At 42.1% G+C, this 24,896-nt stretch carries 22 protein-coding genes; 9 read left to right on the forward strand and 13 right to left on the reverse strand.

Going from position 1 to position 24,896, the window contains the following annotated elements:
* Positions 1 to 37 precede the first annotated feature (37 nt).
* Both PFZ69_RS19025 and PFZ69_RS19030 read left to right on the forward strand, forming a co-directional pair.
* Positions 38 to 253: a YuzF family protein gene (locus PFZ69_RS19025; RefSeq protein WP_270182681.1), complete on the forward strand. Its 216-nt coding sequence runs from the start codon at positions 38 to 40 to the stop codon at positions 251 to 253.
* Between the two features lie 18 nt (positions 254 to 271).
* Complete coding sequence (locus tag PFZ69_RS19030) at positions 272 to 1,162, forward strand: manganese catalase family protein (protein ID WP_270182682.1); 891 nt, start codon at positions 272 to 274, stop codon at positions 1,160 to 1,162.
* 39 nt (positions 1,163 to 1,201) lie between these two features.
* Here PFZ69_RS19030 and PFZ69_RS19035 read toward each other — a convergent pair whose 3' ends face one another.
* Positions 1,202 to 2,374, reverse strand: a complete 1,173-nt coding sequence (locus PFZ69_RS19035) for an endonuclease (RefSeq protein WP_442865223.1) — start codon at positions 2,372 to 2,374, stop codon at positions 1,202 to 1,204.
* 257 nt (positions 2,375 to 2,631) lie between these two features.
* On the opposite strand from PFZ69_RS19035, the gene PFZ69_RS19040 reads away from it, so the two are divergent.
* The 5 genes from PFZ69_RS19040 to PFZ69_RS19060 all read left to right on the forward strand — a co-directional run bounded on the left by PFZ69_RS19040 (position 2,632) and on the right by PFZ69_RS19060 (position 9,057).
* On the forward strand, positions 2,632 to 4,188 hold the full coding sequence (locus tag PFZ69_RS19040; protein WP_270182683.1) for an ABC-F family ATP-binding cassette domain-containing protein: 1,557 nt from the start codon (positions 2,632 to 2,634) through the stop codon (positions 4,186 to 4,188).
* A gap of 114 nt (positions 4,189 to 4,302) precedes the next feature.
* A complete protein-coding gene (locus PFZ69_RS19045; protein ID WP_270182684.1) occupies positions 4,303 to 5,838 on the forward strand; it encodes an FAD-dependent oxidoreductase in 1,536 nt (511 codons plus the stop codon).
* A gap of 202 nt (positions 5,839 to 6,040) precedes the next feature.
* Entirely contained in the window at positions 6,041 to 6,472 is a 432-nt protein-coding gene (locus tag PFZ69_RS19050) for a MarR family winged helix-turn-helix transcriptional regulator (protein ID WP_270182685.1), read from the forward strand.
* The gene (locus PFZ69_RS19055; RefSeq protein WP_270182686.1) at positions 6,465 to 7,649 is read left to right on the forward strand and encodes an MFS transporter; all 1,185 of its coding nucleotides are present in this window, start codon (positions 6,465 to 6,467) and stop codon (positions 7,647 to 7,649) included. The genes PFZ69_RS19050 and PFZ69_RS19055 overlap by 8 nt, the downstream gene beginning before the upstream one ends.
* 94 nt (positions 7,650 to 7,743) lie before the next feature.
* Complete coding sequence (locus PFZ69_RS19060; RefSeq protein WP_270182687.1) at positions 7,744 to 9,057, forward strand: alanine/glycine:cation symporter family protein; 1,314 nt, start codon at positions 7,744 to 7,746, stop codon at positions 9,055 to 9,057.
* 42 nt (positions 9,058 to 9,099) lie between these two features.
* On the opposite strand, the gene PFZ69_RS19065 is transcribed toward PFZ69_RS19060, so the two are convergent.
* From PFZ69_RS19065 to PFZ69_RS19100, 8 genes are all read right to left on the reverse strand, one after another.
* Positions 9,100 to 9,711, reverse strand: a complete 612-nt coding sequence (locus PFZ69_RS19065) for a histidine phosphatase family protein (RefSeq protein WP_270182688.1) — start codon at positions 9,709 to 9,711, stop codon at positions 9,100 to 9,102.
* A 417-nt stretch (positions 9,712 to 10,128) separates the two neighbouring features.
* Positions 10,129 to 11,460 carry an FAD-dependent oxidoreductase gene (locus PFZ69_RS19070; protein ID WP_270182689.1) on the reverse strand — a complete coding sequence of 444 codons (1,332 nt, stop codon included), beginning with the start codon at positions 11,458 to 11,460 and terminating at the stop codon, positions 10,129 to 10,131.
* Between the two features lie 166 nt (positions 11,461 to 11,626).
* On the reverse strand, positions 11,627 to 12,073 hold the full coding sequence (locus PFZ69_RS19075; protein WP_270182690.1) for a DUF4385 domain-containing protein: 447 nt from the start codon (positions 12,071 to 12,073) through the stop codon (positions 11,627 to 11,629).
* 116 nt (positions 12,074 to 12,189) lie between these two features.
* Entirely contained in the window at positions 12,190 to 12,834 is a 645-nt protein-coding gene (locus PFZ69_RS19080; protein WP_270182691.1) for a DsbA family protein, read from the reverse strand.
* A gap of 12 nt (positions 12,835 to 12,846) precedes the next feature.
* Positions 12,847 to 13,278: a DoxX family protein gene (locus tag PFZ69_RS19085; RefSeq protein ID WP_270182692.1), complete on the reverse strand. Its 432-nt coding sequence runs from the start codon at positions 13,276 to 13,278 to the stop codon at positions 12,847 to 12,849.
* 89 nt (positions 13,279 to 13,367) lie between these two features.
* On the reverse strand, positions 13,368 to 13,817 hold the full coding sequence (locus PFZ69_RS19090; RefSeq protein WP_270182754.1) for a threonine/serine exporter family protein: 450 nt from the start codon (positions 13,815 to 13,817) through the stop codon (positions 13,368 to 13,370).
* A gap of 15 nt (positions 13,818 to 13,832) precedes the next feature.
* Positions 13,833 to 14,594 (reverse strand): threonine/serine exporter family protein, encoded by a 762-nt coding sequence (locus PFZ69_RS19095; RefSeq protein WP_270182693.1) that lies wholly within the window; start codon positions 14,592 to 14,594, stop codon positions 13,833 to 13,835.
* A 132-nt stretch (positions 14,595 to 14,726) separates the two neighbouring features.
* Positions 14,727 to 16,109 carry a tetratricopeptide repeat protein gene (locus PFZ69_RS19100; RefSeq protein WP_270182694.1) on the reverse strand — a complete coding sequence of 461 codons (1,383 nt, stop codon included), beginning with the start codon at positions 16,107 to 16,109 and terminating at the stop codon, positions 14,727 to 14,729.
* Positions 16,110 to 16,431: 322 nt separating this feature from the next.
* On the opposite strand from PFZ69_RS19100, the gene PFZ69_RS19105 reads away from it, so the two are divergent.
* The gene (locus PFZ69_RS19105) at positions 16,432 to 17,850 is read left to right on the forward strand and encodes an alanine/glycine:cation symporter family protein (RefSeq protein WP_270182695.1); all 1,419 of its coding nucleotides are present in this window, start codon (positions 16,432 to 16,434) and stop codon (positions 17,848 to 17,850) included.
* Between the two features lie 96 nt (positions 17,851 to 17,946).
* The gene (locus tag PFZ69_RS19110; protein ID WP_270182696.1) at positions 17,947 to 18,123 is read left to right on the forward strand and encodes a CsbD family protein; all 177 of its coding nucleotides are present in this window, start codon (positions 17,947 to 17,949) and stop codon (positions 18,121 to 18,123) included.
* 91 nt (positions 18,124 to 18,214) lie between these two features.
* Here the strand turns inward: PFZ69_RS19110 and PFZ69_RS19115 are convergent, their stop codons facing one another.
* Genes PFZ69_RS19115 through PFZ69_RS19130 form a run of 4 tightly spaced genes read right to left on the reverse strand, consistent with a single transcriptional unit; the run spans position 18,215 to position 24,796 of the window.
* Positions 18,215 to 21,271, reverse strand: coding sequence for a carbohydrate binding domain-containing protein (locus PFZ69_RS19115; protein WP_270182697.1), 3,057 nt, complete (start codon positions 21,269 to 21,271; stop codon positions 18,215 to 18,217).
* 27 nt (positions 21,272 to 21,298) lie between these two features.
* A complete protein-coding gene (locus tag PFZ69_RS19120) occupies positions 21,299 to 22,639 on the reverse strand; it encodes a glycoside hydrolase family 30 protein (RefSeq protein ID WP_270182698.1) in 1,341 nt (446 codons plus the stop codon).
* Between the two features lie 19 nt (positions 22,640 to 22,658).
* Complete coding sequence (locus PFZ69_RS19125) at positions 22,659 to 24,005, reverse strand: GH1 family beta-glucosidase (protein WP_270182699.1); 1,347 nt, start codon at positions 24,003 to 24,005, stop codon at positions 22,659 to 22,661.
* 14 nt (positions 24,006 to 24,019) lie between these two features.
* The gene (locus PFZ69_RS19130) at positions 24,020 to 24,796 is read right to left on the reverse strand and encodes a carbohydrate ABC transporter permease (RefSeq protein WP_270182755.1); all 777 of its coding nucleotides are present in this window, start codon (positions 24,794 to 24,796) and stop codon (positions 24,020 to 24,022) included.
* Positions 24,797 to 24,896: the final 100 nt, after the last annotated feature.

The following is a 24,896-nucleotide window of genomic DNA, read 5'->3' on the forward strand; positions in this document are numbered from 1 at the left end:
AAAAGTGTAGAACCTGTTTGGAAGGGAGAGGAAATGTTTGAACGAACAATACCCGACTCTTACAAGCCTCGTTGATCCATATGTATATGAGACGCTCCAATCGATCACAGGAAGCATGGTGACTGTTGAAACAACGAGAGGATCACTTCGTGGTGTCTTACAAACCGTTATGCCAGACCACATCGTGGTGCAAGTAAAGCAGACTCCTTTTTTTATTCGAATTCAACAAATCGTCTGGGTGTTTCCTAACTAATAAGATGGGAGGCCAATTATGTTTAAGCGAATCAATAAGCAATTGATTGAACTTCCCATCCCTGATCACGGTGACGCTAACGCAGCTGCAGCGGTTCAGGATTTATTGGGCGGAAAATTTGGTGAGATGTCAACGCTAAACAATTACATGTTTCAGTCTTTTAACTTTCGACAAAAGAAAAAATTAAAACCCTTCTACGACCTTGTCGCAAGTATTACTGCTGAGGAATTCGGCCATGTTGAGCTCGTTACAACTTCCATCAACCTATTAACAAAAGGAAGCTCTTTCCCTGGTCCACCGGATATCACGCCACTTCAAAACGGGAAAGATGTTCGAAACACCGCACAATTCGTTTCAACCGCTCAAACGGCTCTAGGCGCAGACTCGATGGGAAACTCCTGGCGAGGGGATTACGTTTTTAGTAGCGGAAACCTCGTTTTAGACTTAATGCATAACTTCTTCCTCGAAATTGGTGCCAGAGCGCACAAGATGCGCGTCTATGAAATGACCGATCACCCTACAGCAAGAGAGATGATTGGCTATCTGCTTGTTCGAGGCGGCACGCACGTCCTCGCATATGCAAAAGCGATAGAAATCGCGACAGGCACCGACTTAACCAAGATGCTTCCAGTGCCAAACTTAAGTAATTCAAGTTTCGACTACGCTAGAAAATTTGAGGACCGGGGGTTGAATAACGTCCTTTACACTTGGAGTGATGGAGAGTATCAAGGCATTCGTCAAATTTGGAAAGGCACGAATCCTGAAAATGGCATGCCTTTACAAGTTATTGAAGGCACACCTCAAGGTGCAAAAATCCCTAGTCTAGACGATTTACCAGAAGAATTTGCCCCGGGTATCACTAGGGACCATTATGAAGAGATCGCAAAACGCTTGATGAAGAATATGTAAAAACACCTGCTTTCCATTTTGGAAAGCAGGTGTCCTCTTTTACCAGATCGATTCAACCCATTCAGGATGATCGATAAAAGGGTTTCGATTATGCTGATACTGATTATAAATCACATCATTACGGTTTCTCTCAAAGTCATCTACAGGATCCATCTCATGCCATGCTTTTAATACAGAAACTTTCCCCATGTATGGAGCAGAACCATTGTTAACGAGATCATTAAGCTCAAGATCTAGTTCTCCGCTATCTCCTTCGTAACGTACAGCCATATAAAATATCATTCTAGCTACGTCACCTTTTACACTGTCTCGTGGTTCCCATGAATCACTGTCAGAATAGTTTCCTCTCGCTTCAGTATTCTCTGAACCTCCATTATCAAAGTCTAGGTTACCTCTTGAACCGTTTACAGTTACATCAGTAGGACGTAGATGATGGATGTCTGTCCCTGGTCCCATCGCAGTTCCGAAATCACCGTGAGATTTCGCCCATACGTGTTCACGGTTCCAATCGTCGACATTGCCTCCGTTCTCATACTTACTCTTAGACCAACCGCTATATAGTAAGAGAACGTTATTAGGATTAGCTGGGTCTTCGTCAGTCACTCGAAGCGCATCCCACACTTGACTATATGAAAGCTCTGTATGGTCATCGATAATCATATGGAGTTCTGATTTCAATGCATTTCCTGTTTTTCCTTCAGCAGATTGATAGTACGTACCATAATCCCCTCCAGAACCGCCGTTTCCGTCATTTCCTCCGCTACCGCTACTTGTTAACTCCATTGCAGTAACGCTTTTTTCACCTGGGTGTGCAAAATAATCAGTCAATGAACCCGTTACTTTAATTTTCTCACCCATTAATTCAGGGTTACTCTTCAACCCAAATTCACTTCTAAACTGTGATGGAATTTGGACATACAGCATATCATCCATGTTTGATTCGCCCGCTTGATCTGCGATCGCCATCGCATAGTCATCTTGAAAGTTACTTGTCGAAACAGAAGTCGTCGATTCAGGCTTTCCAACGATGTATCCCTCTACCGTTACACCTGACTCCCCTTGATTCGCTATTCCCTGAGCTACTGAATACGGTGATGCAGCCGTTCCAGAACCAGACGCGTTTGAAGGTGTGATTGACATGTACAAAGAGACAAGTGAAAGAGCGACCATGATCAACACAGTGGTTAGTACACGATTTCTAGCAGTAGTCATATAATATCCTCCCCGGTTTAATAGCCCGCTTAAGGCTACTACTAGATTAAACGTACCGTATTAAGGTGAATGAAACACGATGTAAATGTTACTTAATTTTATCGTGACTTTAGAACTAAGCGCACGTTTTAGAAGACTATCGACCTAGATAACTTCATGAAGTTACCAAAGATTTAACCTGCCTTCACCTTTCATCAAAGCGTTTTGTCATATATAATCAATGAAGATTGTTAAACATTAAATAAAGGGTGTTTCCTATGAGTATATTAACCGTGAAAAACCTTACTCACGGATTCGGTGACCGAGCAATTTTTGATGATGTTTCATTTCGTCTATTAAAAGGTGAACACATTGGACTGATCGGTGCCAATGGAGAAGGTAAATCTACGTTCATGAACATTATTACAGGTAAACTTGAGCCTGATGAGGGGACCGTCGAATGGTCTAAAAACGTAAGAGTCGGCTACCTCGATCAACACACTGTGTTAGAACGAGGCATGACGATTCGCGACGCATTAAAAGGTGCGTTTCAATACCTGTTCGATTATGAAGCAGAAATGAATGAACTGTTTGCAAAGATGGGAGACGCTTCCCCTGATGAATTAGAAAAACTTATGGAGGAAACAGGTACTCTCCAGGATGTGCTAACAAACAACGACTTCTACGTCATCGATGCAAAAGTTGAGGAGATTGCGCGTGGACTTGGTCTCGATGAAATTGGACTTGAAAAGGATGTTCAAGATTTAAGTGGCGGTCAAAGAACGAAGGTTCTTCTAGCAAAGCTTCTCCTAGAGAAGCCTGAAATCCTTCTTCTCGATGAGCCAACAAACTACCTTGATGAACAGCATATCGTCTGGCTTAAGCGTTATTTGCAGGAATATGAAAATGCGTTCATCCTCATTTCACATGATATTCCTTTCCTGAACAGTGTAATAAACCTGATCTATCACATGGAAAATCAAGAGCTAACAAGATATGTCGGTGACTACAATAACTTCCTTGAAGTATATGAAGTGAAAAAGCAGCAATTAGAAGCAGCTTACAAGAAACAGCAGCAGGAAATTTCACAGCTTAAAGATTTTGTAGCACGAAACAAAGCTCGAGTAGCAACGCGGAACATGGCGATGTCGCGTCAGAAAAAACTCGATAAGATGGATGTCATCGAACTTGCAAAAGAAAAGCCAAAGCCTGAATTTAATTTTAAGCAAGCGCGAGCATCAGGTAAATTGATCTTCGAAACGAATGATCTCGTTATCGGATACGAAGAACCTCTATCTCGTCCTCTCAATTTAACGATGGAGCGTGGACAGAAAATCGCGCTCATGGGGGCAAACGGTATTGGGAAAACCACTCTTCTCAGGAGTATCCTTGGGGAGATTAAGCCGATAAGTGGATCAGTTGAAAAAGGCGACTACCTTTATATCGGATATTTCGAACAAGAGATCAAAACGAAATCCAATAATACATGTATAGAAGAAGTGTGGAAGGAATTCCCTCACTACAGCCAGGCACAAATTCGAGCAGCGTTAGCAAAGTGTGGACTTACAACAAAACACATTGAAAGCAAAGTAGAAGTACTGAGCGGAGGCGAAAAAGCCAAAGTTCGCCTTTGCAAACTGATGAACAACGAATCGAACCTGCTCGTGCTCGATGAGCCGACAAATCACCTTGACGTAGAAGCAAAAGCAGAATTAAAACGTGCTCTACAAGAATATAAAGGCAGCATTATCTTGATCTCACACGAACCTGAATTTTATCAAGATGTTGCGACTGACGTTTGGAATTGCGAAGACTGGACGACCAAACTTGTGTAATGCATTTAACGAGGCTTACCCCATTTAGGGGTAAGTCTTTTTTTATTGGTTTCTGAATGAATGAAAACATCTTGGAAAAAATAGGAACGTTGAATACGTTAGGAGGTTATTGAATTGACTGATAAGAATGCGTGGCCACAGTCTCCAGAACCCATTTGGCGGGTAGGGAAGCAACAAAGTCCTCACTCTGCTCTCACTGAGAATATAGAAACAGATGTGGTTGTTGTTGGTGGTGGAATTACAGGGATTACTTCGGCTTATCTTCTCGCAAAAGAGGGACTACGCGTTGTACTTCTTGAAGCAAACCAGGTATTGAACGGTACAACAGGACATACCACTGCAAAGATTACAGCGCAGCACGACCTGATTTACGATGAATTTCTAAATCACTTTGGAAAAGAAAATGCACAGTTGTATTACCGTGCTAATGTTGAAGCATTGAAATTTATCAAACAAACGATTGATCAAGATTCCATTTCTTGTTCATTTTCAGAGGAAGATGCTTATCTTTATGCGACTACCCCAGAGTACGCAAGAAAATTAACAAATGAAATGCGTGCGTACCAACAGCTCGGCATTCATGGAGAGTTCGTAAACAGCCTGCCACTTGACCTTCCAATAAAAGCTGGCATCAAGATGCCAAACCAAGCTCAATTCGATCCAGTTGCTTATTTAACGCCTCTTCTCAATTCGTTCCTACAAAATGGCGGGAGGATTTATGAGAAGACTGTCGCGGTCGATGTTCAAAAAGGGACGAATCCAGTTGTTGTGACGAAGAATGGCTCAACCGTTACATGCAAACACGTGCTAGCTTGCTCACATTTCCCTTTCTATGATGGAAATGCCCTCTATTTTTCTCGCATGTATGCTGAAGCTTCTTACGTTGTAGCAGCATCCACGAAATCTGAATTCCCTGGTGGAATGTATTTAAGTGCAGAAGACCCTAAGAGATCGATGAGAAGTCATACCTTTAATGGTGAGAAGCTTGTACTCTTCGGAGGTGAGAGTCATAAGACCGGTCAAGGAAACAGATTGAGTGATCATTACAAAGCGCTTAAGTTCTTTGCAGAGGAAACGCTTGGAGTGAAGAATGTACTCTATCGCTGGTCGGCCGAGGACTTTTATACGCTAGACAAGCTTCCATACATAGGACCTGTTACATCCAAGCAGGATAACATCTTGATCGCTACTGGGTTTCACAAATGGGGCATGACGAACGGCACTACGGCTGCTCTTTTGTTCAAGGACTATGTAATGGGGAATACGAATCCATATCAAGACCTGTTTTCCCCATCACGCTTCTATGCGGATCCGAGCATCAAAACATTCCTCGTACAAAATGCGGACGTGGCTGGTCAATTTGTGAAAGGGAAATTGTCTGTTCCAAAAAAGAAAATCTCAGAATTGAAGCAAGATGAAGGAGCCGTTGTCCGTATCAACGGAAGAAGGGCTGGAGCATACAAAGATCAAGAAGGATCCGTTCACCTCGTCGATACAACTTGTACCCATTTGTATTGCGAGGTCGAATGGAATGATGGAGACCGAACGTGGGATTGCCCTTGCCACGGCTCTCGATTCGGGGTTGATGGTAAAGTGATCGAAGGACCGGCTGACAGACCTCTTACCAACTTAACAGATGAGCTCGAATAGTTTTTAGCTAGGAGGATTTCCTTCTGGCTTCTTTTTTTATGGAAAATTCGAGTGAAACACTCTATTTCCGCGGAAATAATTCAACAATCGATTCGGTTCGACTCTATTCTTAGAAGCTACTATTCTTTACATTCCTCTCCTCAGCCGTTAGACTGGAGTTTATGATTTTATTTACCTAGGTAAATAATGTGCGGAGGGCTCTATGATCACAACTAATGACATCTTTCATTCACTAAACCAAAAAATGCGTTTCATCATAAAAGAAGCAAATGAGAAACTGAACGAATTTGATCTCTACACATCTCAGTGGGCAATTCTTTATTGCTTGGATCAGTTTGGACCTATGAAGCAAACAGAGATCTGGAAATACTTAAATGTTGAAGCACCCACCACCACTCGAACGCTTACTAAAATGGAAAGCAACAACTGGATCGAACGCGCTGAGGGTGAAGACAAACGTGAACGTATCGTTTGCTTAACGGATTATGCTAAATCAAAACTTCCAGAAATCAAGGCTTCGATTCAGGAAATGGAAGAATCGCTGCTGCAGAATTTATCAAACGAGGATCAAGAACAATTCATGACCCTGCTTAATAAGATTGGGTCAGAGAAAGAAGTGGTTACACATGGCTAACAAACGTCCTATATGGTCAAAGAGTTTCATTAACATCTTTGTGAGCAATTTATTTATTTTTGTTGTTTTTTACGCACTCCTAACCCTACTGCCGATTTACGTTACAGATGCAATGGGGGGATCTGAGTCTCAAGCAGGGTTGATCATCACCATCTTTCTACTCTCAGCAATTTTCGTTCGTCCTTTTTCTGGTAGATTAATAGATCGATTTGGAAAGAAAAAGATGCTTGTCGCAAGTGCCGCTATGTTTGGAGTCGCGACGTTTCTTTATCCGATAACCGATCAGTACATTCCGCTGCTATTACTCCGTTTTTTCCATGGTATGTGGTTTAGTATCGTTACAACAGCTGCCGGTGCGATCGCTGCAGATTCCATACCACGAGAACGACGAGGTGAAGGCCTTGGATATTTCGCAATGAGTATGAATGTAGCGGTTGTAGCAGGTCCATTCCTAGCATTGACGCTCCTTCAATTCGTTTCATACCTTACGATCTTCTTAGTCCTCAGCGGCATCATGATCATAGGGTTATTGTGCACAATTTCGGTTAAAACAATTGAACATGAGACGATTAAAAAGAAAAGTTTAACAATGGAAGACTTATTCGAACGTCGCGTGATTCCAATCGCGCTTGTTGGATTATTTCTAGCTTTTTCATACGCAAGCGTCATTTCGTATATTTCTCTATATGCCAAGTCTTTAGGGTTACTTGATGCTGCTGGATTCTTTTTTGCAGTTTTTGCTGTCGCGATGCTCGTTTCACGACCATTCACTGGAAGAATGTTTGATACGCTTGGACCAAACACTGTGATTACGCCAGCGTTTCTGTTATATGCATTTGGTCTTTTGACGCTAAGCTTTACGGATACGTCATGGATGCTCCTTGCTGCAGGTGGCCTCATCGGTCTCGGCTATGGCTCGATTGTTCCTAGCTTTCAAACTCTAGCCATTCAGGCTGCTCCTGACTCTAGAAGCGCTCATGCGACGGCTACCTTTTTCACTCTGTTCGATATCGGAATAGCTACTGGATCATACGTGCTTGGTCTCATCGTTCATTCATTAGGATATTCAAACCTATATCTCTTCCTTTCTGTTTTTGTAGCTGGCATTCTAGTGTTTTATCAGTGGGTTTCAAAACGACAGCCGAAAAAACAGCTTCAATCACAAGCAAATTATTAAGTAAATAGTTACCATACCGTGTTAAAGGGTTGAAGTCCTCAGAAAAAATAGCTATTATTGGGGAATCTAATTTTTCTGAGAGAGAGTGACAACCATGAATATTATAGAAGAAATTAATTCCATATTATGGGGACCGATCATGATATCGCTTCTTTTAGGAACCGGGCTATTTTTTACGATTAGACTTGGTTTCATCCAATTCACTGGATTAAAGGAAGGATTTCGTCAAACATTTGGCCCCCTTTTTTCTAAGAAGAAAAAAGATGGGATCTCATCCTATCAAGCCCTATCCACTGCCATTGCCGCACAAGTCGGCACAGGAAACTTAGCTGGTGTCGCAACGGCTATTGCTGCAGGAGGTCCTGGCGCTATCTTTTGGATGTGGATCTCATCTTTCCTAGGGATGGCCACAATTTTTGCTGAAGCCGTATTGGCACAGAAATACCGGAAGAAAGAAAATGGTGTCGTCAAAGGCGGACCAGCCTACTATATTCGCGATGGACTCGGCAGTAAAAAGCTAGCCGTCTTTTTCGCAATCGCCATCATTGCAGCGCTTGGTTTTGTAGGAAACATGGTTCAATCGAATTCGATCGCTGACGCTTTCAATACTGCCTTTAACATCCCACCGCTCCTAGTCGGAATCATTGTTGCTGTTCTGATAGGGCTGATTCTTCTCGGTGGTATAAAGCGAATCGCTACGTTTGCAGGAAATGTTGTTCCTGTCATGGCTCTTCTCTATATCATTGGAGCGATTGCCATACTAATCTTAAACTACGAATCGGTACTACCCGCACTCGCTCTTATCGTAGAAGCAGCATTTACACCTGAATCTGCAGGTGGCGGTGTGCTCGGAGCTTCCATTAAAGAAGCGATCAGGTACGGCGTTGCACGAGGCCTTTTTTCAAATGAAGCAGGTATGGGTTCAACCCCACACGCACATGCTGTCGCAAATGTGAAGCACCCCGCTCAGCAAGGATTCGTTGCAATGGTCGGTGTGCTCATCGACACGGTCATCATCTGTACCGCTACTGCACTTGTCATCCTTGTTACGGAAGGCGCAGGGTCTAATTTAACCGGTATCGAGCTTACCCAAGCTAGCTTTTCTAGTGGACTAGGTGGCTTCGGTATTTACTTTATTGCATTTAGTCTACTATTCTTTAGCTTTACGACGATTCTCGGTTGGGCGTACTTCGGTGAGACGAATGTGAATTTCTTATTCGGAGAGAAAGGGGTACCGATTTATCGCGCAATTGTTCTTCTATTCATTGTGGGAGGTACAGTGCTTAACGTTCCATTCGTATGGCAGCTTGCCGATACGTTCAACGCCTTTATGGTGCTTCCTAACTTAATCGCACTTGTTGCACTAAGTGGCGTTGTAAAGAAAGCCTATAAAGAGATCAAGACCTAATACAGCAATTAAAAAAGCTAACCTCTCAGCGAGGTTAGCTTTTTACAATTCTAGATGTGTAGTGATATTCATGCTTTTTAAGACGATCTCATCTCCAGACACATCTACTATATTGATCCCAGTATTATCTTGAAAGATCTTACGATAATTTGAAAATGGCATCCCTAGTACTCCTGCAAGAAAGAATCGAATGGTATTGTTATGAGCTACAACAAGAATCGTATCGTCTGGGTGCTTTTTCGCCATCTCTTTAAAGAAGGCTGAAGCTCTTTCATACATTTCTCTTGCCGTTTCTCCAGTTCTTCCAGCTCTTGTTTCCCTAGGATTAGCCATCCAACTATGCCAGGAATCTGGGTCTTCTGCTATAAATTCCTTCTTCGCTCTACCTTCCCACTCTCCAAAATCTCCTTCAAAGATTCGTTCGTCAGATTCAACGGGTAGACGTTCGCCTAGAATTAGTTCCGCTGTAACACGTGCTCTAATTAATGGAGAGGCATAAGCAGCATCAAACGTCACTTTTCTTAAAAAGTCACCGGCAGCAGCTGCCTGCTTCCTACCAAGAGAAGATAATCCTATATCTGTTCTGCCGCAGTATAAATCTCCTGCTGCGTTCCATTCACTTTCTCCATGTCTGACGAGATAAATACGCGTCATTCTTTAAGTCCTCCTAATTTATAAAACGGTATTCAAGATTGAGACACAAATCGTCTCATTCGAAAGGCAGCGCTTGTCGAGCCTAGACGCCCACTTCCGCTTTTATCTATCCAGCTGCAGTGGGCAGGCTCTCGATCGCTTCACCTTTCAACTAAACACAAAAAACGTGTTCCTTTTGAAAGGCTCCAGCGCTTGTCGAGCCTAGACGCCCACTTCCGCTTTTACTCTATCCAGCTGCAGTAAGCCAAATCCTCCGGTCGTTTCACCCTTTCGATTGAGACACAAATCGTCTCATTCGAAAGGCTTCCAACGCCCTGCGGATTTAAACGGCTTACTTCCGCTTTTACTATTATGCAAAAGCTGGTTCTATGATGCAAGTTACAAAAAATCCGCCAGCTTTTCACTGGCGGATAAAATTTATTGAGCGGCTTGTAGGCCTGCTTGGTTTAAGAAGTTCCATGGTTTGTTGAAGTGTGGTTGGAAAAAGAAATCTACAAATCCAAGTTCATCTACTGTCATGTTGTTTTGGATACATACTGAAAGTGTATTTACAGATTGAGTAACGTCCGCTTTCGAGATGACTTGTGCCCCTACAATACGACGGCTGCCTTCTTCGTAAACAACTTTTAGCGTGATCACTTCATAATCCGGCATAAATTCAGGACGGTTATTTTCTTCTATTGTGATTGTTTTCACATTCATGCCCGCACGAAGCGCTGCTTTTTCAGTTAAGCCTGTTGATGCCATACTAAGATCAAAAAGATGTAGACCTGACGTACCTTGCGTTCCCATATACTTAATCGTAGGCTTCACGATATTTCTACCGACTAACGTTCCCATTCGAACTGCATTTGTTGCGAGCGGAATATAAGCGTGCTCCCCAGTTGGATTGTATTTGATCGCACAGCTGTCTCCCGCAGCAAAAATGTCTTTATTGCTTGTTCGCATATACTCGTCGACGATGATCGCACCGTTATCAAGCATATCGACCTGACCTTTTACAAGTTCAGTATTCGGGCGGAAACCTACACATAGTATGACAAGATCAGATTCGTATTCGCCTTTATTTGTATAAACCTTTGTTACGTTTCCATCATACCCTTCAAAACGTGTTACCGTTTCATTTAATGCAAGGTTGATTCCTCTCGTTTTAAAATCTTCTTCGATAATATCAGTAAATTCAGGGTCCAAATATTTGCTCAAGATACGATCCTCACCATCGATGAGCGTTACTTCTTTTCCGTACTTCTGAAAAGCTTCTACAAGTTCAACACCAATATACCCAGCGCCAATCACTGTTACCTTCTTAGCATTCTTCGCTCGTTCAATGATGGTATTGGCTTGGTTATAGTTCTTTGATAAAAGGATGTTATCGAGCTCTATCCCCTCGATTGGAGGAACGACTGGCCAAGACCCTGTTGCCATTACGAGCTTATCAAAGTTATCTTCTAGTTGTTCACCTGTTTCTAAGTTTCTTACTGTGATTGTTTTTTGTTCTGTATCTATTGAAAGCACTTCATGCTTCATCTTCATCGTAACACCCATGTTTTCTAACTGTTCAGGAGAAGAGTAGAATAACCCTTTTGGATCTTTTACAACGCCACCAACATACAGTGCGATACCACATGATAAGAAAGAAACGTTATCGTTACGTTCATAAACGGTAACCTCAGCTTCAGGATAGAGATTTGCTATATTTGAAACAGCTGCTGTTCCAGCGTGTGTACAACCTACTACTGCTACTTTCATTTAAAATTCCTCCTGTTTTTTGTGAAGGTATTCACATGTTAGTTATCAGTTATGTGAAATGTTTCACATTAACCTTAACCATAGTATACGACAGGACTTATACGTTGGCAATGATTATGCTCAATATTTCACAATCAGTTCACTTTTACTAAACATCCCCGCCCTTTTACCCATACTTGTTTTGGTGCTCCTTCTTCTTCTCTAAGTACTCTTCATCTGTTCTTACAATTTTCCACTTCTCTTCAAAGATACGTGCCGACTCAGCCTTCTCTTCATCTATGTTTCTTTCCTTCACATTACCATCAGAATCATATTTCTTCCCACCTTTATAATTTGCATATCTTCTAGATCTCGTGTATCCCATCTGTATAAACTTTCTCGCCATATCCATTCCAACAAAATCATTTTCTTTCTTATATTGTTGAAACATTTGATAGATTTTCTCCGAAGATTCTTTTGCGATTTCTGGCGTTTTAAATCTCCAATGAGGCAAAATTTCACTTTTGTAAGGCTCTACCAGCAAAACTCCCTGTTCTCCACGACCTACTCGATACTTTTCTGGGTTCTCACGAAAATCTACCTTCTTAAAATCTACATCATAATTAAAGCTCATCTCGACGCCCTCCTCTTTCATTACTCTTTCCCCAATTTGATAAAAGATAACGAGTTTTACTCTTAAACAAACGTTTGATTGAACAAAAAAAGGACACCCGTTTAGGTGCCCATCGTTTAATGCGTGGCTTGTTCGACCATCTTTTTTAGTTCAGCAAGGCTTTCACCTTCAAATCGTTTACCATCGACATACAAAACTGGTGTATCTGAGACATTCATCTCTTTTGCATAACTGATGTCATCATCAATTGCGTTACTTCCAGTACCGTCATTGTATGCCTTCATCACTTCTTCTGTCTTTTCTTCGCTTACTAATCCGTTAAGGGTTTGCTTTAAATACGCATCAGTGTAACGCTGTTCTTCACCCTTATCCTGGAGGTTATCGAACACGACATGGTGAAACTGCCAGAATACGTCATTGCCAAGGACTTGATAAACAGCTTCAGCAAACCTCGCCGCTCGTTTAGAATCTTCTTGGATAACAGGATGATGAACATAGTAGAACTTCACTTTACCCGTGGCGATCAGCTCTTCTTGCATTTGTAAGAATAAATTATCATTGAACTTTTTACATGACGAACAGTTGTAATCCCCGAATTCAACGATCTCAACTGGGGCTGAAGCTTTACCAAGACTCGGCTGTTGATCACGATCAAAGCTTCCAGCCTCGGACGCCCCGTTTGAAAGGATAAAAGCAATGAGACCAATAATAGCAAGTCCTAAAACCCACATTATTGGTCTCCGTATTGACCACCTCATCATGCCACTCTCCTGTTAGTCTCTTGTTTCTACCTTTTGATCTGTCATTTCAAAAGTCCAGCCTTTCTTTTTCAAGAAGTTCCATAGGCTGAACGGACCTCCGCCTCCTAACATTAACGAGATCGACATAGCTAATAGAGCAAGGTCCAATTCATAACCACCCAACATTCCTGTTGAACGCTTTACCGTGAGTAACGCGCCGATAAGAATGATAGCGAATAGCACACTCACGATACGTGTTCCGAGGCCAAGTATCATCAGTACACCACCAGCTAACTCAATGATTCCTACTACATAAGCGAGAAATCCTGATAACCCGATCGTTTCAAAGAATGCTACAGTATTTTCAATTCCGTCCGAAAACTTAAAGAACCCATGTGAGAAAAAAAGGATTCCAAGAGCAAGTCGAATCATTACTAACCCTATATGGGGGTAGGTCTTCATCATCGTTCCTCCCCAAGATATATTTTGACATCGTTCGACATAACTAGTTATATCAAAGGTATCATAGCAAGATTACTTATTGCAAAGCTATTTCACTTCTTTTCCTGGCGGATCATGGTGGCATTTCGAATAATTTGATTGATAACTTCAGAGAAAACGAGTCCGACTGCGATCGATCCAGAAATCATAAATGCCTTCGCTGCCAAATTGATTGCCGTATTATAATCATTCTGCACAAAGTTTCTCATCGCATCATAAGCGAGCCCTCCTGGAACGAGAGGGATGATTCCTGCAACACTAAAGATAATCACAGGTGTTCGATATACCTTTGCAAATACTTGACTCATAACTGCTATGAAAAATGAAGCTGTTACAGTAGCGATCACGGCATCGATACCAGACTTCTCCATAAAGAAATAGATGAGCCAACCACACATACCAACAAATCCACCTTTTAACAAAGAAGGTTTTGGGGCGTTAAAAATCACACCGAATCCGGTGCTTGCGATAAAACTCGTAATAAGCTGTGCAAGGAACGTCATCAACTTTCTTCCCTCCTATAAAAACGACACGACAACTGCGATTCCAGCTCCGATTGCAAAAGCAGTTAAAAAGGCTTCTGCTCCTTTTGAAAGACCTGATATCAGGTGTCCCGCCATAAGGTCCCTTACAGCGTTTGTGATCAACAGCCCTGGTACAAGCGGCATCACAGATCCAATAATGATTTTATCAAGCTCGGTACCAAGTCCTGTATAAACAAACAAAACAGCAAGCAGCCCAATAACAAACGATGCAAGGAACTCTGAGAAAAACTTGATCGGGACAAGTCGATTAAACCACGTCACACTAAAAAAGCCTCCTCCACCTGCTAATACCGCGGGAAAAAAATCATCCCAGCTTCCTTGAAACATAATGAGAAAGCACCCACTCGCTATAGCGGCTGCAACGAGTTGCGTTGGAAAGGTATAACGTTCGGACTGATTATCTAGTCTTTCAAGCTCTAGATACGCTTCTTGTATCGTTAATTCTCCGGCACTAATTTTTCTAGAGATGCTATTCACCTTAGTCACTTTATGAAGATCTGTTGTTCGTTCAATGATTCGAATCAGCTGTGTTTTTGATGGCTCTGGTCCCTCTACAGAGAAAAAGATTCCCGTTGGTGTAACGTAACTATTGGAATTTGCCGCGCCATAAGCTTGCGCTATTCTTCTCATCGTATCCTCGACTCGGTAAGTTTCACCACCGTTTTGAAGCATAACCTTGCCTGCAAGTAGACATACTTGAATGACATCGTAGGTATATGTAAGTTGTTTTTCCATGAATTTCTCCTGACAAGTAATAAAATCACCTTTATATTACCATTAGTTTATATGAACAGGTTATTCTTTATCAAATGACCATCGTCGTTATTTTATCGAAAACAAAAAACAAGCGCAGGAGTTACCTGCGCTTTAATTCGATACCCTCTGCATTTGCGTATAAATCGACATATATGCATCAGACTCTTCAATCTTACCCATTTCTCTGTACACTTTCGTTAACCACTGAACTGGTGTTGGATCAGTTGGATGCATCTCCATCTCCCAGTCAAAACACTTTATCGCTTCATTGTACTGTCTTAATTTATGATAAAGCTTCCCTAGCTGAAATTGTTTGTCAGGATCATCGTGAATCTCTGCCATCGTCTGAATCGTCGTTAAGATAGGTAACTCTTTATTATCTTCATAAAGCGGCTTGAGCCATTCGAAGACAAAATCGATCTCATACCTCTCTAAGAGTTTCGGTACAAGCGTCTGAAGGAGCAGAGGAAGGTGTCGGCGATTTTCTTCTATGCACAAACAGTTCTGTAGAAGCGGAAGCTCGATTTCATCTAGATGTGTCTGTGGAGATTCAAACACTTTTAACAACTGTTCACACTCTCGTTCTGATATTTCATCTTGTCTAGAAAGTAATAGGTTTATTGCTTCAGTGTTCTTATTTAAATCAATAAGGGATTCAAAAACCCGTTTACGAAGGGCAGGTATATGTGGTGCTTCGGAATACATATTCCATAGCAGGAGTGCTCGTTCATGGTTAGTGAGAGGGATATCTAAAGAGGGAAGTTTTTTCTCATTTTCATCGTGTGGAGATACGAGGTAATGATGTAAGCTGAGAGCAGCGTGCTCAATCCGTCGACCATCGCGTTTATATAGGGACGCAAGGTATGGCGTGCCCGAAACAAGGTCTTCATACGTAGCTATCTCAGCGTATAACGAATCGGCTGCTTGAAGCTCTTGACCACCCCACTCGTACATAGACTTCACTTTTTGAAAGTCTAACTGGTTGGATAGATCCTGAGCCCACTTTGATGTGGAGTCCGCATAAAGCGCAATCATAAGTATTTTGAATGCAAGACGTAGCTGGCCGTTCCTTCTATATTCATAAAAGTACTTCTTCTGTAGATGAATGATTTTTTCTTTTTGAAGAAAGGATTCGAAATAAGAAAAGATGAGTACGACTTCTTGAGGAGAGTATTTTCGTTGAATGGACTGTAAGACATGCTTGGTGGATTTTAATACAATGGTTTGAGGGTCTAAGAATTTTGTGATCAACGGATGGGGTGCATTGAGAACGATACCTTGTTGAAAGGCTTTCTCTATAAGGGATTCAGGTTTCACTTCTATACTTTTACCAGTGATAAAATCATCTTTATAAAAGAACAGATAAAATTTACTGCCGTTCGACTTCACTGCTTCTAGAATTTTCATCCGATGATGAATCGCCAAACGTTCGATGCGTAGTTGGACAGGCTTCTGATTCGAGATGAGTGTGACGCTTTGTTTTTGCTCGATCATTCAAATCCCTCCGGGCAGAGCTGATTTTATTCCTACCCTTATTCTACCACTCAATCGTGACGGAGAAAAGAACGTGAAGAACGCTTCCTGTTCCTTTATTTGGATAAAGTTTCAATGTCAGGTTTTCTGACATGATTTCTAGAATATTTTCTGTTCAGCATGTATAATAAGACTTTGCGTTTCAGAAAAGTCAAGCCGAACTATCTGAAAAATTAAATTTTTATAAAAATTTCCAGTAAGTGAGTTATTTTTTACTTCATAATGGGAAGATGGGTAATATATCATACTCTTCTCAAAATCTAATAAATAGGAGGAAATACATATGGATATATTGGAGACTATTGTATCCGCCGGGAACGACCTCGTCTGGTCAAATATCTTGATCTTTGTCCTAATTGGTGTAGGATTGTATTTCACGATTCGCTCACGATTCGTACAATTCCGTCTTTTCGGTGAAATGTTCCATGTTCTTGCAGAAAAGGACACGATGAAAGGAAGAAAGAAATCCGTTTCCAGTTTGCAAGCGTTCTTCATCAGTACCGCTTCTCGTGTTGGTACTGGTAACCTTGCAGGTGTTGCATCAGCTGTCAGCATCGGTGGCCCAGGGGCAGTATTCTGGATGTGGCTCATCGCATTACTAGGTGCTGCAAGTGGATTTGTTGAAAGTACGCTTGCTCAGATTTACAAAGTACGTGACGGAGACGACTTCCGAGGTGGTCCTGCTTACTACATGCAGCGTGCGCTTAAAGCGAGATGGCTTGGCATTATCTTCGCAGTGCTCATCACGTTTAGTTTCGGTCTCGTGTTTAACTCCGTACAGTCAAACACGATTGCCCTTGCTTTTGAGAATTCCTTTGACGTTAACCGTTGGGTTCTAGGTGCAATTCTTACAGTAGCAACTGCAATCATTATCTTTGGTGGCGTTCGTCGAATCGCTGTAGTTTCTCAAATCATCGTTCCGATCATGGCAGGTATTTATGTTATCGTTGCGCTTTACGTATTGATCGTGAACTTCGCACAGGTTCCTGACAAGTTCGCACTTATTTTCCAGCATGCTTTTGGTCTTAAGGAAGTGACTGGTGGTGGCGTTGGTGCTGCCATGATGCTCGGGATCAAACGTGGACTCTTCTCTAACGAAGCAGGTATGGGTAGTGCGCCGAACGCTGCCGCAACTGCAGATGTCTCACACCCTGTTAAACAAGGTCTAATTCAAGCGTTAGGCGTGTTCGTCGATACACTTTTAATCGCTACAGCTACTGCTTTTATGATTTTGATGTCTGACGGGTATGTCGATTCTAAACTCGACGGTGTTCAGCTAACACAGGAAGCAATGAATCAACATCTTGGCAGCGGAGCAGGTATCTTTGTAGCCATCGCCGTTCTATTATTTGCCTTTAGTTCGATCATCGGGAACTACTATTATGGTGAAACGAACATCGAATTCATCAAATCTAGTCCAACAGCGAAATTTATTTATCGTCTTGCCGTTCTCGGCATGGTAATGTTCGGAGCGAATGCCGGATTCGGAATCGTTTGGAGCATGGCCGATTTATCTATGGGACTCATGGCACTTCTTAACTTAATCGTCATCGCGATTATTGGTAAGATCGCATTCACTGCCCTGCAGGATTATCGAGAACAGCGAAAAGCTGGTTTGGACCCTCAGTTCTACAAAGATACGATCAAAGGGTTAGAATCTGACATTTGGACAGATAAACCAGTACAAGATAAATCTAACTAATACACACTATACCCTCTGAGGAATTTGGTAGTTTGGCCAATCCCTTCAGAGGGTATTTTTGATTATGAGTTAACTTTGAAAGGAGCGTGCTACAAGATGAGCAATAACAAAGGCTTAAGTGACAAAGTAAAAGGTGCCGTTTCTAAAACAAAAGGTGAGCTTAAAGATCAAGTAGGAAATGCAAAAAACGACCCTAAGATGCAAGAAGAAGGTAAAAGAGATAAATCAAAAGGTGAATACCAGGAACGTAAAGGTGAAGTGAAAGACCATTAATCGTTTCACAGTATAAAACACCCTCTCGATTCTCATTCGAGAGGGTGTTTTATTTCGACAATAATCTAGCTAAAGCGGGTGGTGACAGGCACTATTTCACTTCTTCGATTTTCACGTTATCTAGTGTGATTGTTGCAGGTACTGATTCACCATTTACCATACCAAGTTCAAATACGAGTTTTCCGTTCACATTTGTATCTTGATTCATGACAAACTCCAACGTATGAGTTCCCATGTCTTCTGTAATGGAGATTATTTTAGGCTCTGTAAAAGTGTTAAACCAAGGGTCGCTACTTAAAGGCTCACCGATTACGAGCTTAATATCTCTTGCTATTGAAGATTCAGCATCAAGGGATACTCGATACGTCTTCCCTTTTTCTAGTACTAAATTCTCCTGGTATACCTGTGGGCTATAGGATTGTGCACCTGTTTTTGAGATGAGCACTTCAAGTTGTCCGTTAACAACCGAAGCGTCTCCTTCAGCAACGCCGCTCCATTGGTCTCCCCACCATGTTCCCCAGTATTCCTCACCTTGTTCAAAATCACCGTTCGCTACAATCTCATCTGTAGAAGATTCAGTTGCAAACGAAAACCAATCCACATTCACATTAGGAGCATTTATCTGTAGCGTTTGGATACCTTCATGTAAATAAATCGTATCGGTTACAGTTTTGAATGCACCCCATCCGCCTGTTCGAGCAACATTAATCGATGTTTTAACATCAGCGTTTTCAGGAGTAATTTCACCCCTCCCACGTGTACCGTTATAAACGTTGCCTGCTTTACTCAGTAATGTGACACTTCCATTATCTCGATCAGTCGCAACATGATAACGTACTGTATAGTCGCCTGCTTCCTTAACATCTACGGCATATTGCATCCAATCGCCTTCATCGATCCACCCAACGCTGCCGCCGTCCTCGCCAACTTGGACGCCAGACATCGCTTGGAAAGTTTCTGCTTCTAGCCTTGTTGCGCCATCAATCGTTACAGGTGCTGAAATACGCTTTATTTCAACATTATCGATTGTTACCGCAGAACGTTCACCGCCAAGTAAGAACTCAAACGTACTTTTAGGATCAGAGTCAGCCAACTGAAGCGTTCGTTGGTACGATTTCATTTCGCCACTTACGTTGATATCATCTTCCCGAGCTAAATCTGTATTAAGATCTTCGCTTCTGACTCGAACACCGATCGACCTTGCTTCATCCGCTTTTGCATCGAAGGTCAGGACATAAGTCCCTTGTTCTAGGTTCAGCTTATCCTGAGTAAGACGTACATCATCTAGATTAGTAGATTTTTTAACATCAACTTTCATTTCTCTATGATAGACAGCTGAATCGACTGAAGTATGGGCCTTTACCTTCTTATCTAAGTCGAGATCCCAGTACACCATACGGTCCTCTCCTTGATCGAACGTACCGTTATAAATGTAATTACCGTCAGGAAGAACTTTCTTTGATGCATTAAGATCTTTCGGTAGCTTCGTTAAGCTGACGTTATCGATCCAAACAGGTAAGTCTGAGCTTTGTCCCATATTGAATTCGATGCGAGCATTTGGATCCGTTGAATCTTCCATGTCAAATTCAAACGTGAACGCCTCTGACTCTGAAGTAAGTGCAATCGTTTTGTCTGCTAGATACCTTGTAAAACTTCTTTCTGGACTAGAAACGTTAACTACCATATTTCGATTTTCAGTAGATCGTGCGTTAAATGTTAGTTTGTAACGTTCTCCCTTTTCAATTGGAAGATTCGATTGCACAAGTTGAATTCCATATGTCTCGGAACCAGGTTTTGAGATTTCAACCTTCACTTCACCGTTATCCACAGTGGCTGATCCTTCTCCTGCAAAACCAGCTTCCGGGTCGAACGGCTGAAAATCCCAGTATTCAAGATCAGAATTGAAATTCCCGTTATATACATAGTCGCCATCAACAGCTGGTCGTAAATCTCCTGCGTTCTCTTCCGTAACTGGACGCGGCCCAGCTTCACGATATTCACCGTCCAACTCATATACTTTTACGTAATCGACTAGCATCTGATTAGGAAATGAAGTAGTTGCATCTGGGTAACCTGGCCAGTTCCCCCCAACAGCTAAATTAAGCTGCAAGAAAAAGTCTCGATCAAACGGAGCAGGGTACGTGTATGCCGCAGCTTCATTCTCACTCTTTGTAAACCAATCGTTCTGCTTTGCATAAAGAATACCATCTACATACCATCGAAATTCTCCTGGCTCCCAATCAACGGTAAAGGTATGGTAGTCTTCTGAAAAATCACCGGCTGGAAGTTCAAATTCTTCGCCAGTATTCTTCCACGGCTTTCCATAATGAAGCGTTCCATAGATCGTATTCGGATCATGACCTAAAAGCTCCATAATATCGATTTCTCCTGTTGCAGGCCAACCCGAATAAAGATCATAATCCGTAGGCATCATCCAGATCGCTGGCCACAACCCCTGTCCTTTTGGAAGCTTTGCACGAATCTCATAACGACCGTATGTCCAGTCACCTTTATTCTGTGTGGTCAACTTTGCAGACGTATAGTCGCTTCCTTCATACTTTTCTTTATGCGCTTCAATAACAAGCGAGCCATCTTCTACTCGAGCATTTTCCTCGCGATCTGTATAGTTCTGCAGCTCATTATTGCCGTACCCTCCAGCACCTTCAATGAAATTCCACTTCGTTCGGTCGATCGCATCACCATTAAACTCATCTTCCCAAACGATGCTCCACTCTTCTTTTTGAATCTGATTTTTCTTTAGCTTCACTTGTTTATACTCTACAATTTCTTCATTTTCGTTTAGAACATACACCATCACATACTTGTTAATTTCTGCATCCACTCCAGAAATATCGTCGCCCGACTGATAAGGGTTCGTTACAGTACGGTCCTTCGGAACAGCTTGTCCTGCTTCAGCTTGGATCGGTTGATGAGATACCTTCACCGCAAGATGCAAGTCTTCCCCAACTTTTGCTTTCACTCTCGTTGTACCATGAATCTTTCCTTTTGTTGCAACTGGTTTAAAAGGGGCATTAACAGTCATCTCACTTTTTTCACCATTTCCTTTATCTAGGCTGGTTGCAGCAGTTGGAACAGTTGGACTTAGAATCAGAACGCCAGCAAGCATGACAGACAATACATTTCGCATAATGAACGTGTTCCTCCTCATATTGTTCTAAATTAAGAATGTAGAGATAGAATGACGCGGCATTTCCACACTAAACTTCTCACTATTCAAGTCAATGTTTACAGCTACTGACTCGTCGCCCTGATTCATCATGACTACTACAATTTCACCGGATGGATTGCGGAAGGTTGACGACTGGATAAGGTTACTTGATTTTGTATGATCAATTCTCACTGCTCCAGGCTTTACATATTTGCTAAAGTGCCCGATGTAGTAAAACGAGCTATTATAGTGAACTTCATCTTTCTTCGTATCCACGATGACAGGAGCATCACAGTAGTTCCCGACATGATTTGGTCCACCTTCTTCATTCAGAACGATGTTCCAATCGATCCATGCTTCTAGGTAATTATTGATGTCTCCCATAATATTACGGGCATAGCGCTCGCCAGTATGCCAAGCTCCTAGCTGGACGCCGCCTTCGATACACCCTTCTGTGAAAATAAGGTGCTTATTAGGAAACGCATGGTGTACCTTTGAAAGGTTCTCAAACTCCTCAGACACGTACCAATGAAGACCTGTTCCCCAGACGTACTTCGCTGCTTCCTGATCAGAAAGAACCGTCTTTGCTCTTTCATAAACGACGTCACGATTGTGATCCCAGATGATGACCTTGAGATCGCTTTTCCCATGCTTTTGTAACGTTGGTCCAAGATGATCTTTAATAAAATCGCGCTCATCTTCAGCTGTGTAGAGACATGAATCCCAAACCTGCTTCGCTTCAGGCTCATTTTGGATTGTGATTCCCCATATCGGAATCCCCTCATCTTCCATCGCCTCTATGTACTTCACATAATACTCAGCCCAAACAGGCATATATTCTTTGAGAAGTGACCCACCGTGATTCATTTCTTTGTTACTCTTCATCCAGTGCGGAGGGCTCCATGGAGAGGAAACAATCGTTATGTTTTCACCCGCGATTTTTGCTGCATCTTTAATGAGTGGAATGACGAGCTCTTTTTCTCTATCGATCGAAAAGCTTTCGAGCGATGTATCTCCCTCTTCTACATACGTATAATTTTCTAAGGAAAAGTCACAGCTATTGATATGAGTTCGACCAAGTCGATAGCCAAGACCCTCTTCAGGATCAAAATAGTTGTGAAGGATTTCTTGTCTCTTTTCTTTACTGATCAAAGAAAGAGAATAAGCGGCTGCTTCTGTAAAAGCACCGCCAAAACCTACTATCGTTTGAAACGTTTTATCTGGATTGATTGAAATGTCGACAGCACTTGGTGAGACTGCTGAGGAAAAGGAAACGGGTTCCTTTTCCTGCAGTCGATCTCCTGTATCTCTTGCCGTTTGAACATGCGTTATCGTCTTTGTCTTCACACCGATCTACTCCTTTCTTTTAAGCGTTCAAAGGTAGGACAGTTCCTCTGTTCTTAACGATTTCTGCGTACCAAAGTGCACTGTCCTTCCAGATTCTTTGTTGCGTCTTGTAATCTACATAAATGATTCCGAATCGCTTATCATATCCGAAGCTCCACTCGAAGTTATCGAGCAATGACCATAAGAAGTAGCCTTGAATGTTCATGCCCTCTTCATTCAAATCAGACACTGCTTGAAGATGCTTATTCACATAATCGATTCGCTTCTGATCGTGAACACGGCCGTTCTCGAGTTTATCATCGTACGCAGCCCCGTTTTCAGTTATATAGATCGGTAGATTCGTATAATCACTGCGCAATCTTCTAATAAGATCTTTAAACTCTTCAGGTGCAATGTCCCAGCCCATTCCTGTTTTTTCATAATCAGAGTGTGCGCCTGCTGTTAGAAAATCGTTTGCGGCGTTAAATTCTACGAGTCCTCGACTATAGTAGTTGATTCCGAAGAAATCGCAAGGAGTAGAGATCTTCTCCATATCTCCATCTTTAATGAAATCGTATGAATGAACATACTTAGAAAAGAGATTCATCATATCTGCCGGATAACTGCCCTTAAATACAGGATCAAGGAACCAACGGTTAGAATATCCATCAGAATTGTTCGCAGCAAGGCGATCATTCACAGAATCCGTTTTCGGGTAGACAGGTGAGAGGTTCAACGTGATTCCGATCGATGTTGTTGAACCAAAACGTTGTTTCAGCATATTCACAGCTTCTCCATGAGACAGAAGCATATGGTGAACAGCACGAACTGCTTCATCTAGATTTCTATGTCCAGGTGCATGAACGCCAAGGTGATAGCCAAGGAATCCTGCACACCATGGCTCGTTATGAGTAATCCATGAATCAACTAACTCATCGAGTTCACGGAAGCAGACTTCAGCGTAATCAAGAAACCACTGTACAGAATCTCGATTCACCCATCCGCCTTCTTCGTGGGCCCACATTGGGAGGTCCCAATGGTAAAGCGTGACAGCTGGCTTAATCCCTTCTTCTCGCAAACGCTTTGCTAGCGTCTTATAAAATGCCATTCCCTCTTCGTTATACTCGCCTTTTGCTGGGAAGATTCGCGGCCATGCGATGGAAAATCGATAAGAGTCAACGCCAAGATCTTTAATGATCTTGATATCTTCTTCGTAACGGTTGTAATGATCACACGCTACGTTTCCATTGTGACCTTCATGTACTTTTCCTGGAATATCACAAAACATATCCCAGATAGACGGTGTTCTTCCCCCTTCTTGGTGTGCTCCTTCGATCTGATAGGAGGATGTTGCCGTACCGAATGTAAAGTGTTTATCAAATTTCATAACTATTCACTCCTCTATTCCTTAACAGCTCCAGCAGAGATGCTATTAATGATGTATTTCGATAAGAATAAGAATGCGATCATGATCGGAACAACTGAAATCGCAATTCCAAGGTACATAGAACCAAGATTCTGCGCTACCTGAGATCCTTTTAAGAAGCCCATCAGTACAGGCAACGTATATTTCTCTGGTGAGAACAAGATAACGAGCGGCATGATGTAGTTATTCCAGGATCCGATGAACGTAAAGATCGACATCGTTGCAACAGCTGGCATCATGATTGGAATCGCTACCGTATGGAAGATTCTCCATTCACTTGCTCCATCGATTCGAGCTGCTTCGATCAAACTCGGATGCAGCGTTGTTTTGATGTATTGACGTAAGAAGAACACGACGAATGGACTCGCGATCGCAGGGACGATAAGTGGAATAAACGTATCCAGAATCCCAAGCGTTTTGCTAAGCTCGTAGAATCCGATGAGTCCTAGCTGTCCAGGCACCATCATCATGACCAGCATGAAAACGAAGAGAAAATTTTTACCTTTGAACTCGTAGAAAGCAAATCCGTATGCAGTCAGTGCAGAGAAATATCCAGTCAGCACAGTTACAAGTACAGAGATGATTAGACTGTTTTTAAAACCGTTCCAAATATTCACGTACTCCATCATCGTTCTGTAGTTTTCTAATAGTGAACTACCTGGGATCAATGTGAAGCCTGTTAAGATTGCATCGTTCGAGCGAGTAGCGTTCACAAGCATCATTAAGAAAGGAATGAAACAGACGATCGCCATTAAAATCAGGAGCGTATAAATAATTCCTTTAACGAGCGCTCGGCGTTTTTTGATTTTCGCTTCATGAGGCAGAAGCGTTTTCTCTGGCAATTTCTCCTGA

Source organism: Alkalihalobacillus sp. CinArs1 (assembly GCF_947387515.1).
Lineage (GTDB): Bacteria > Bacillota > Bacilli > Bacillales > Guptibacillaceae > Guptibacillus.

Excerpts from the sequence above, each read along its gene's own strand:
- PFZ69_RS19050 (WP_270182685.1), top strand. The coding sequence starts at position 6,041 with ATGATCACAACTAATGACATCTTTCATTCACTAAACCAAAAAATGCGT.
- PFZ69_RS19085 (WP_270182692.1), bottom strand. The coding sequence starts at position 13,278 with ATGATGAAGACCTACCCCCATATAGGGTTAGTAATGATTCGACTTGCT.
- PFZ69_RS19125 (WP_270182699.1), bottom strand. The coding sequence starts at position 24,005 with ATGAAATTTGATAAACACTTTACATTCGGTACGGCAACATCCTCCTAT.
- PFZ69_RS19115 (WP_270182697.1), bottom strand. The coding sequence starts at position 21,271 with ATGCGAAATGTATTGTCTGTCATGCTTGCTGGCGTTCTGATTCTAAGT.
- PFZ69_RS19035 (WP_442865223.1), bottom strand. The coding sequence starts at position 2,374 with ATGACTACTGCTAGAAATCGTGTACTAACCACTGTGTTGATCATGGTC.
- PFZ69_RS19090 (WP_270182754.1), bottom strand. The coding sequence starts at position 13,817 with ATGACGTTCCTTGCACAGCTTATTACGAGTTTTATCGCAAGCACCGGA.
- PFZ69_RS19065 (WP_270182688.1), bottom strand. The coding sequence starts at position 9,711 with ATGACGCGTATTTATCTCGTCAGACATGGAGAAAGTGAATGGAACGCA.
- PFZ69_RS19080 (WP_270182691.1), bottom strand. The coding sequence starts at position 12,834 with ATGATGAGGTGGTCAATACGGAGACCAATAATGTGGGTTTTAGGACTT.
- PFZ69_RS19030 (WP_270182682.1), top strand. The coding sequence starts at position 272 with ATGTTTAAGCGAATCAATAAGCAATTGATTGAACTTCCCATCCCTGAT.
- PFZ69_RS19105 (WP_270182695.1), top strand. The coding sequence starts at position 16,432 with ATGGATATATTGGAGACTATTGTATCCGCCGGGAACGACCTCGTCTGG.
- PFZ69_RS19055 (WP_270182686.1), top strand. The coding sequence starts at position 6,465 with ATGGCTAACAAACGTCCTATATGGTCAAAGAGTTTCATTAACATCTTT.
- PFZ69_RS19075 (WP_270182690.1), bottom strand. The coding sequence starts at position 12,073 with ATGAGCTTTAATTATGATGTAGATTTTAAGAAGGTAGATTTTCGTGAG.
- PFZ69_RS19060 (WP_270182687.1), top strand. The coding sequence starts at position 7,744 with ATGAATATTATAGAAGAAATTAATTCCATATTATGGGGACCGATCATG.
- PFZ69_RS19110 (WP_270182696.1), top strand. The coding sequence starts at position 17,947 with ATGAGCAATAACAAAGGCTTAAGTGACAAAGTAAAAGGTGCCGTTTCT.
- PFZ69_RS19100 (WP_270182694.1), bottom strand. The coding sequence starts at position 16,109 with ATGATCGAGCAAAAACAAAGCGTCACACTCATCTCGAATCAGAAGCCT.
- PFZ69_RS19040 (WP_270182683.1), top strand. The coding sequence starts at position 2,632 with ATGAGTATATTAACCGTGAAAAACCTTACTCACGGATTCGGTGACCGA.
- PFZ69_RS19130 (WP_270182755.1), bottom strand. The coding sequence starts at position 24,796 with ATGGCGATCGTCTGTTTCATTCCTTTCTTAATGATGCTTGTGAACGCT.
- PFZ69_RS19095 (WP_270182693.1), bottom strand. The coding sequence starts at position 14,594 with ATGGAAAAACAACTTACATATACCTACGATGTCATTCAAGTATGTCTA.
- PFZ69_RS19070 (WP_270182689.1), bottom strand. The coding sequence starts at position 11,460 with ATGAAAGTAGCAGTAGTAGGTTGTACACACGCTGGAACAGCAGCTGTT.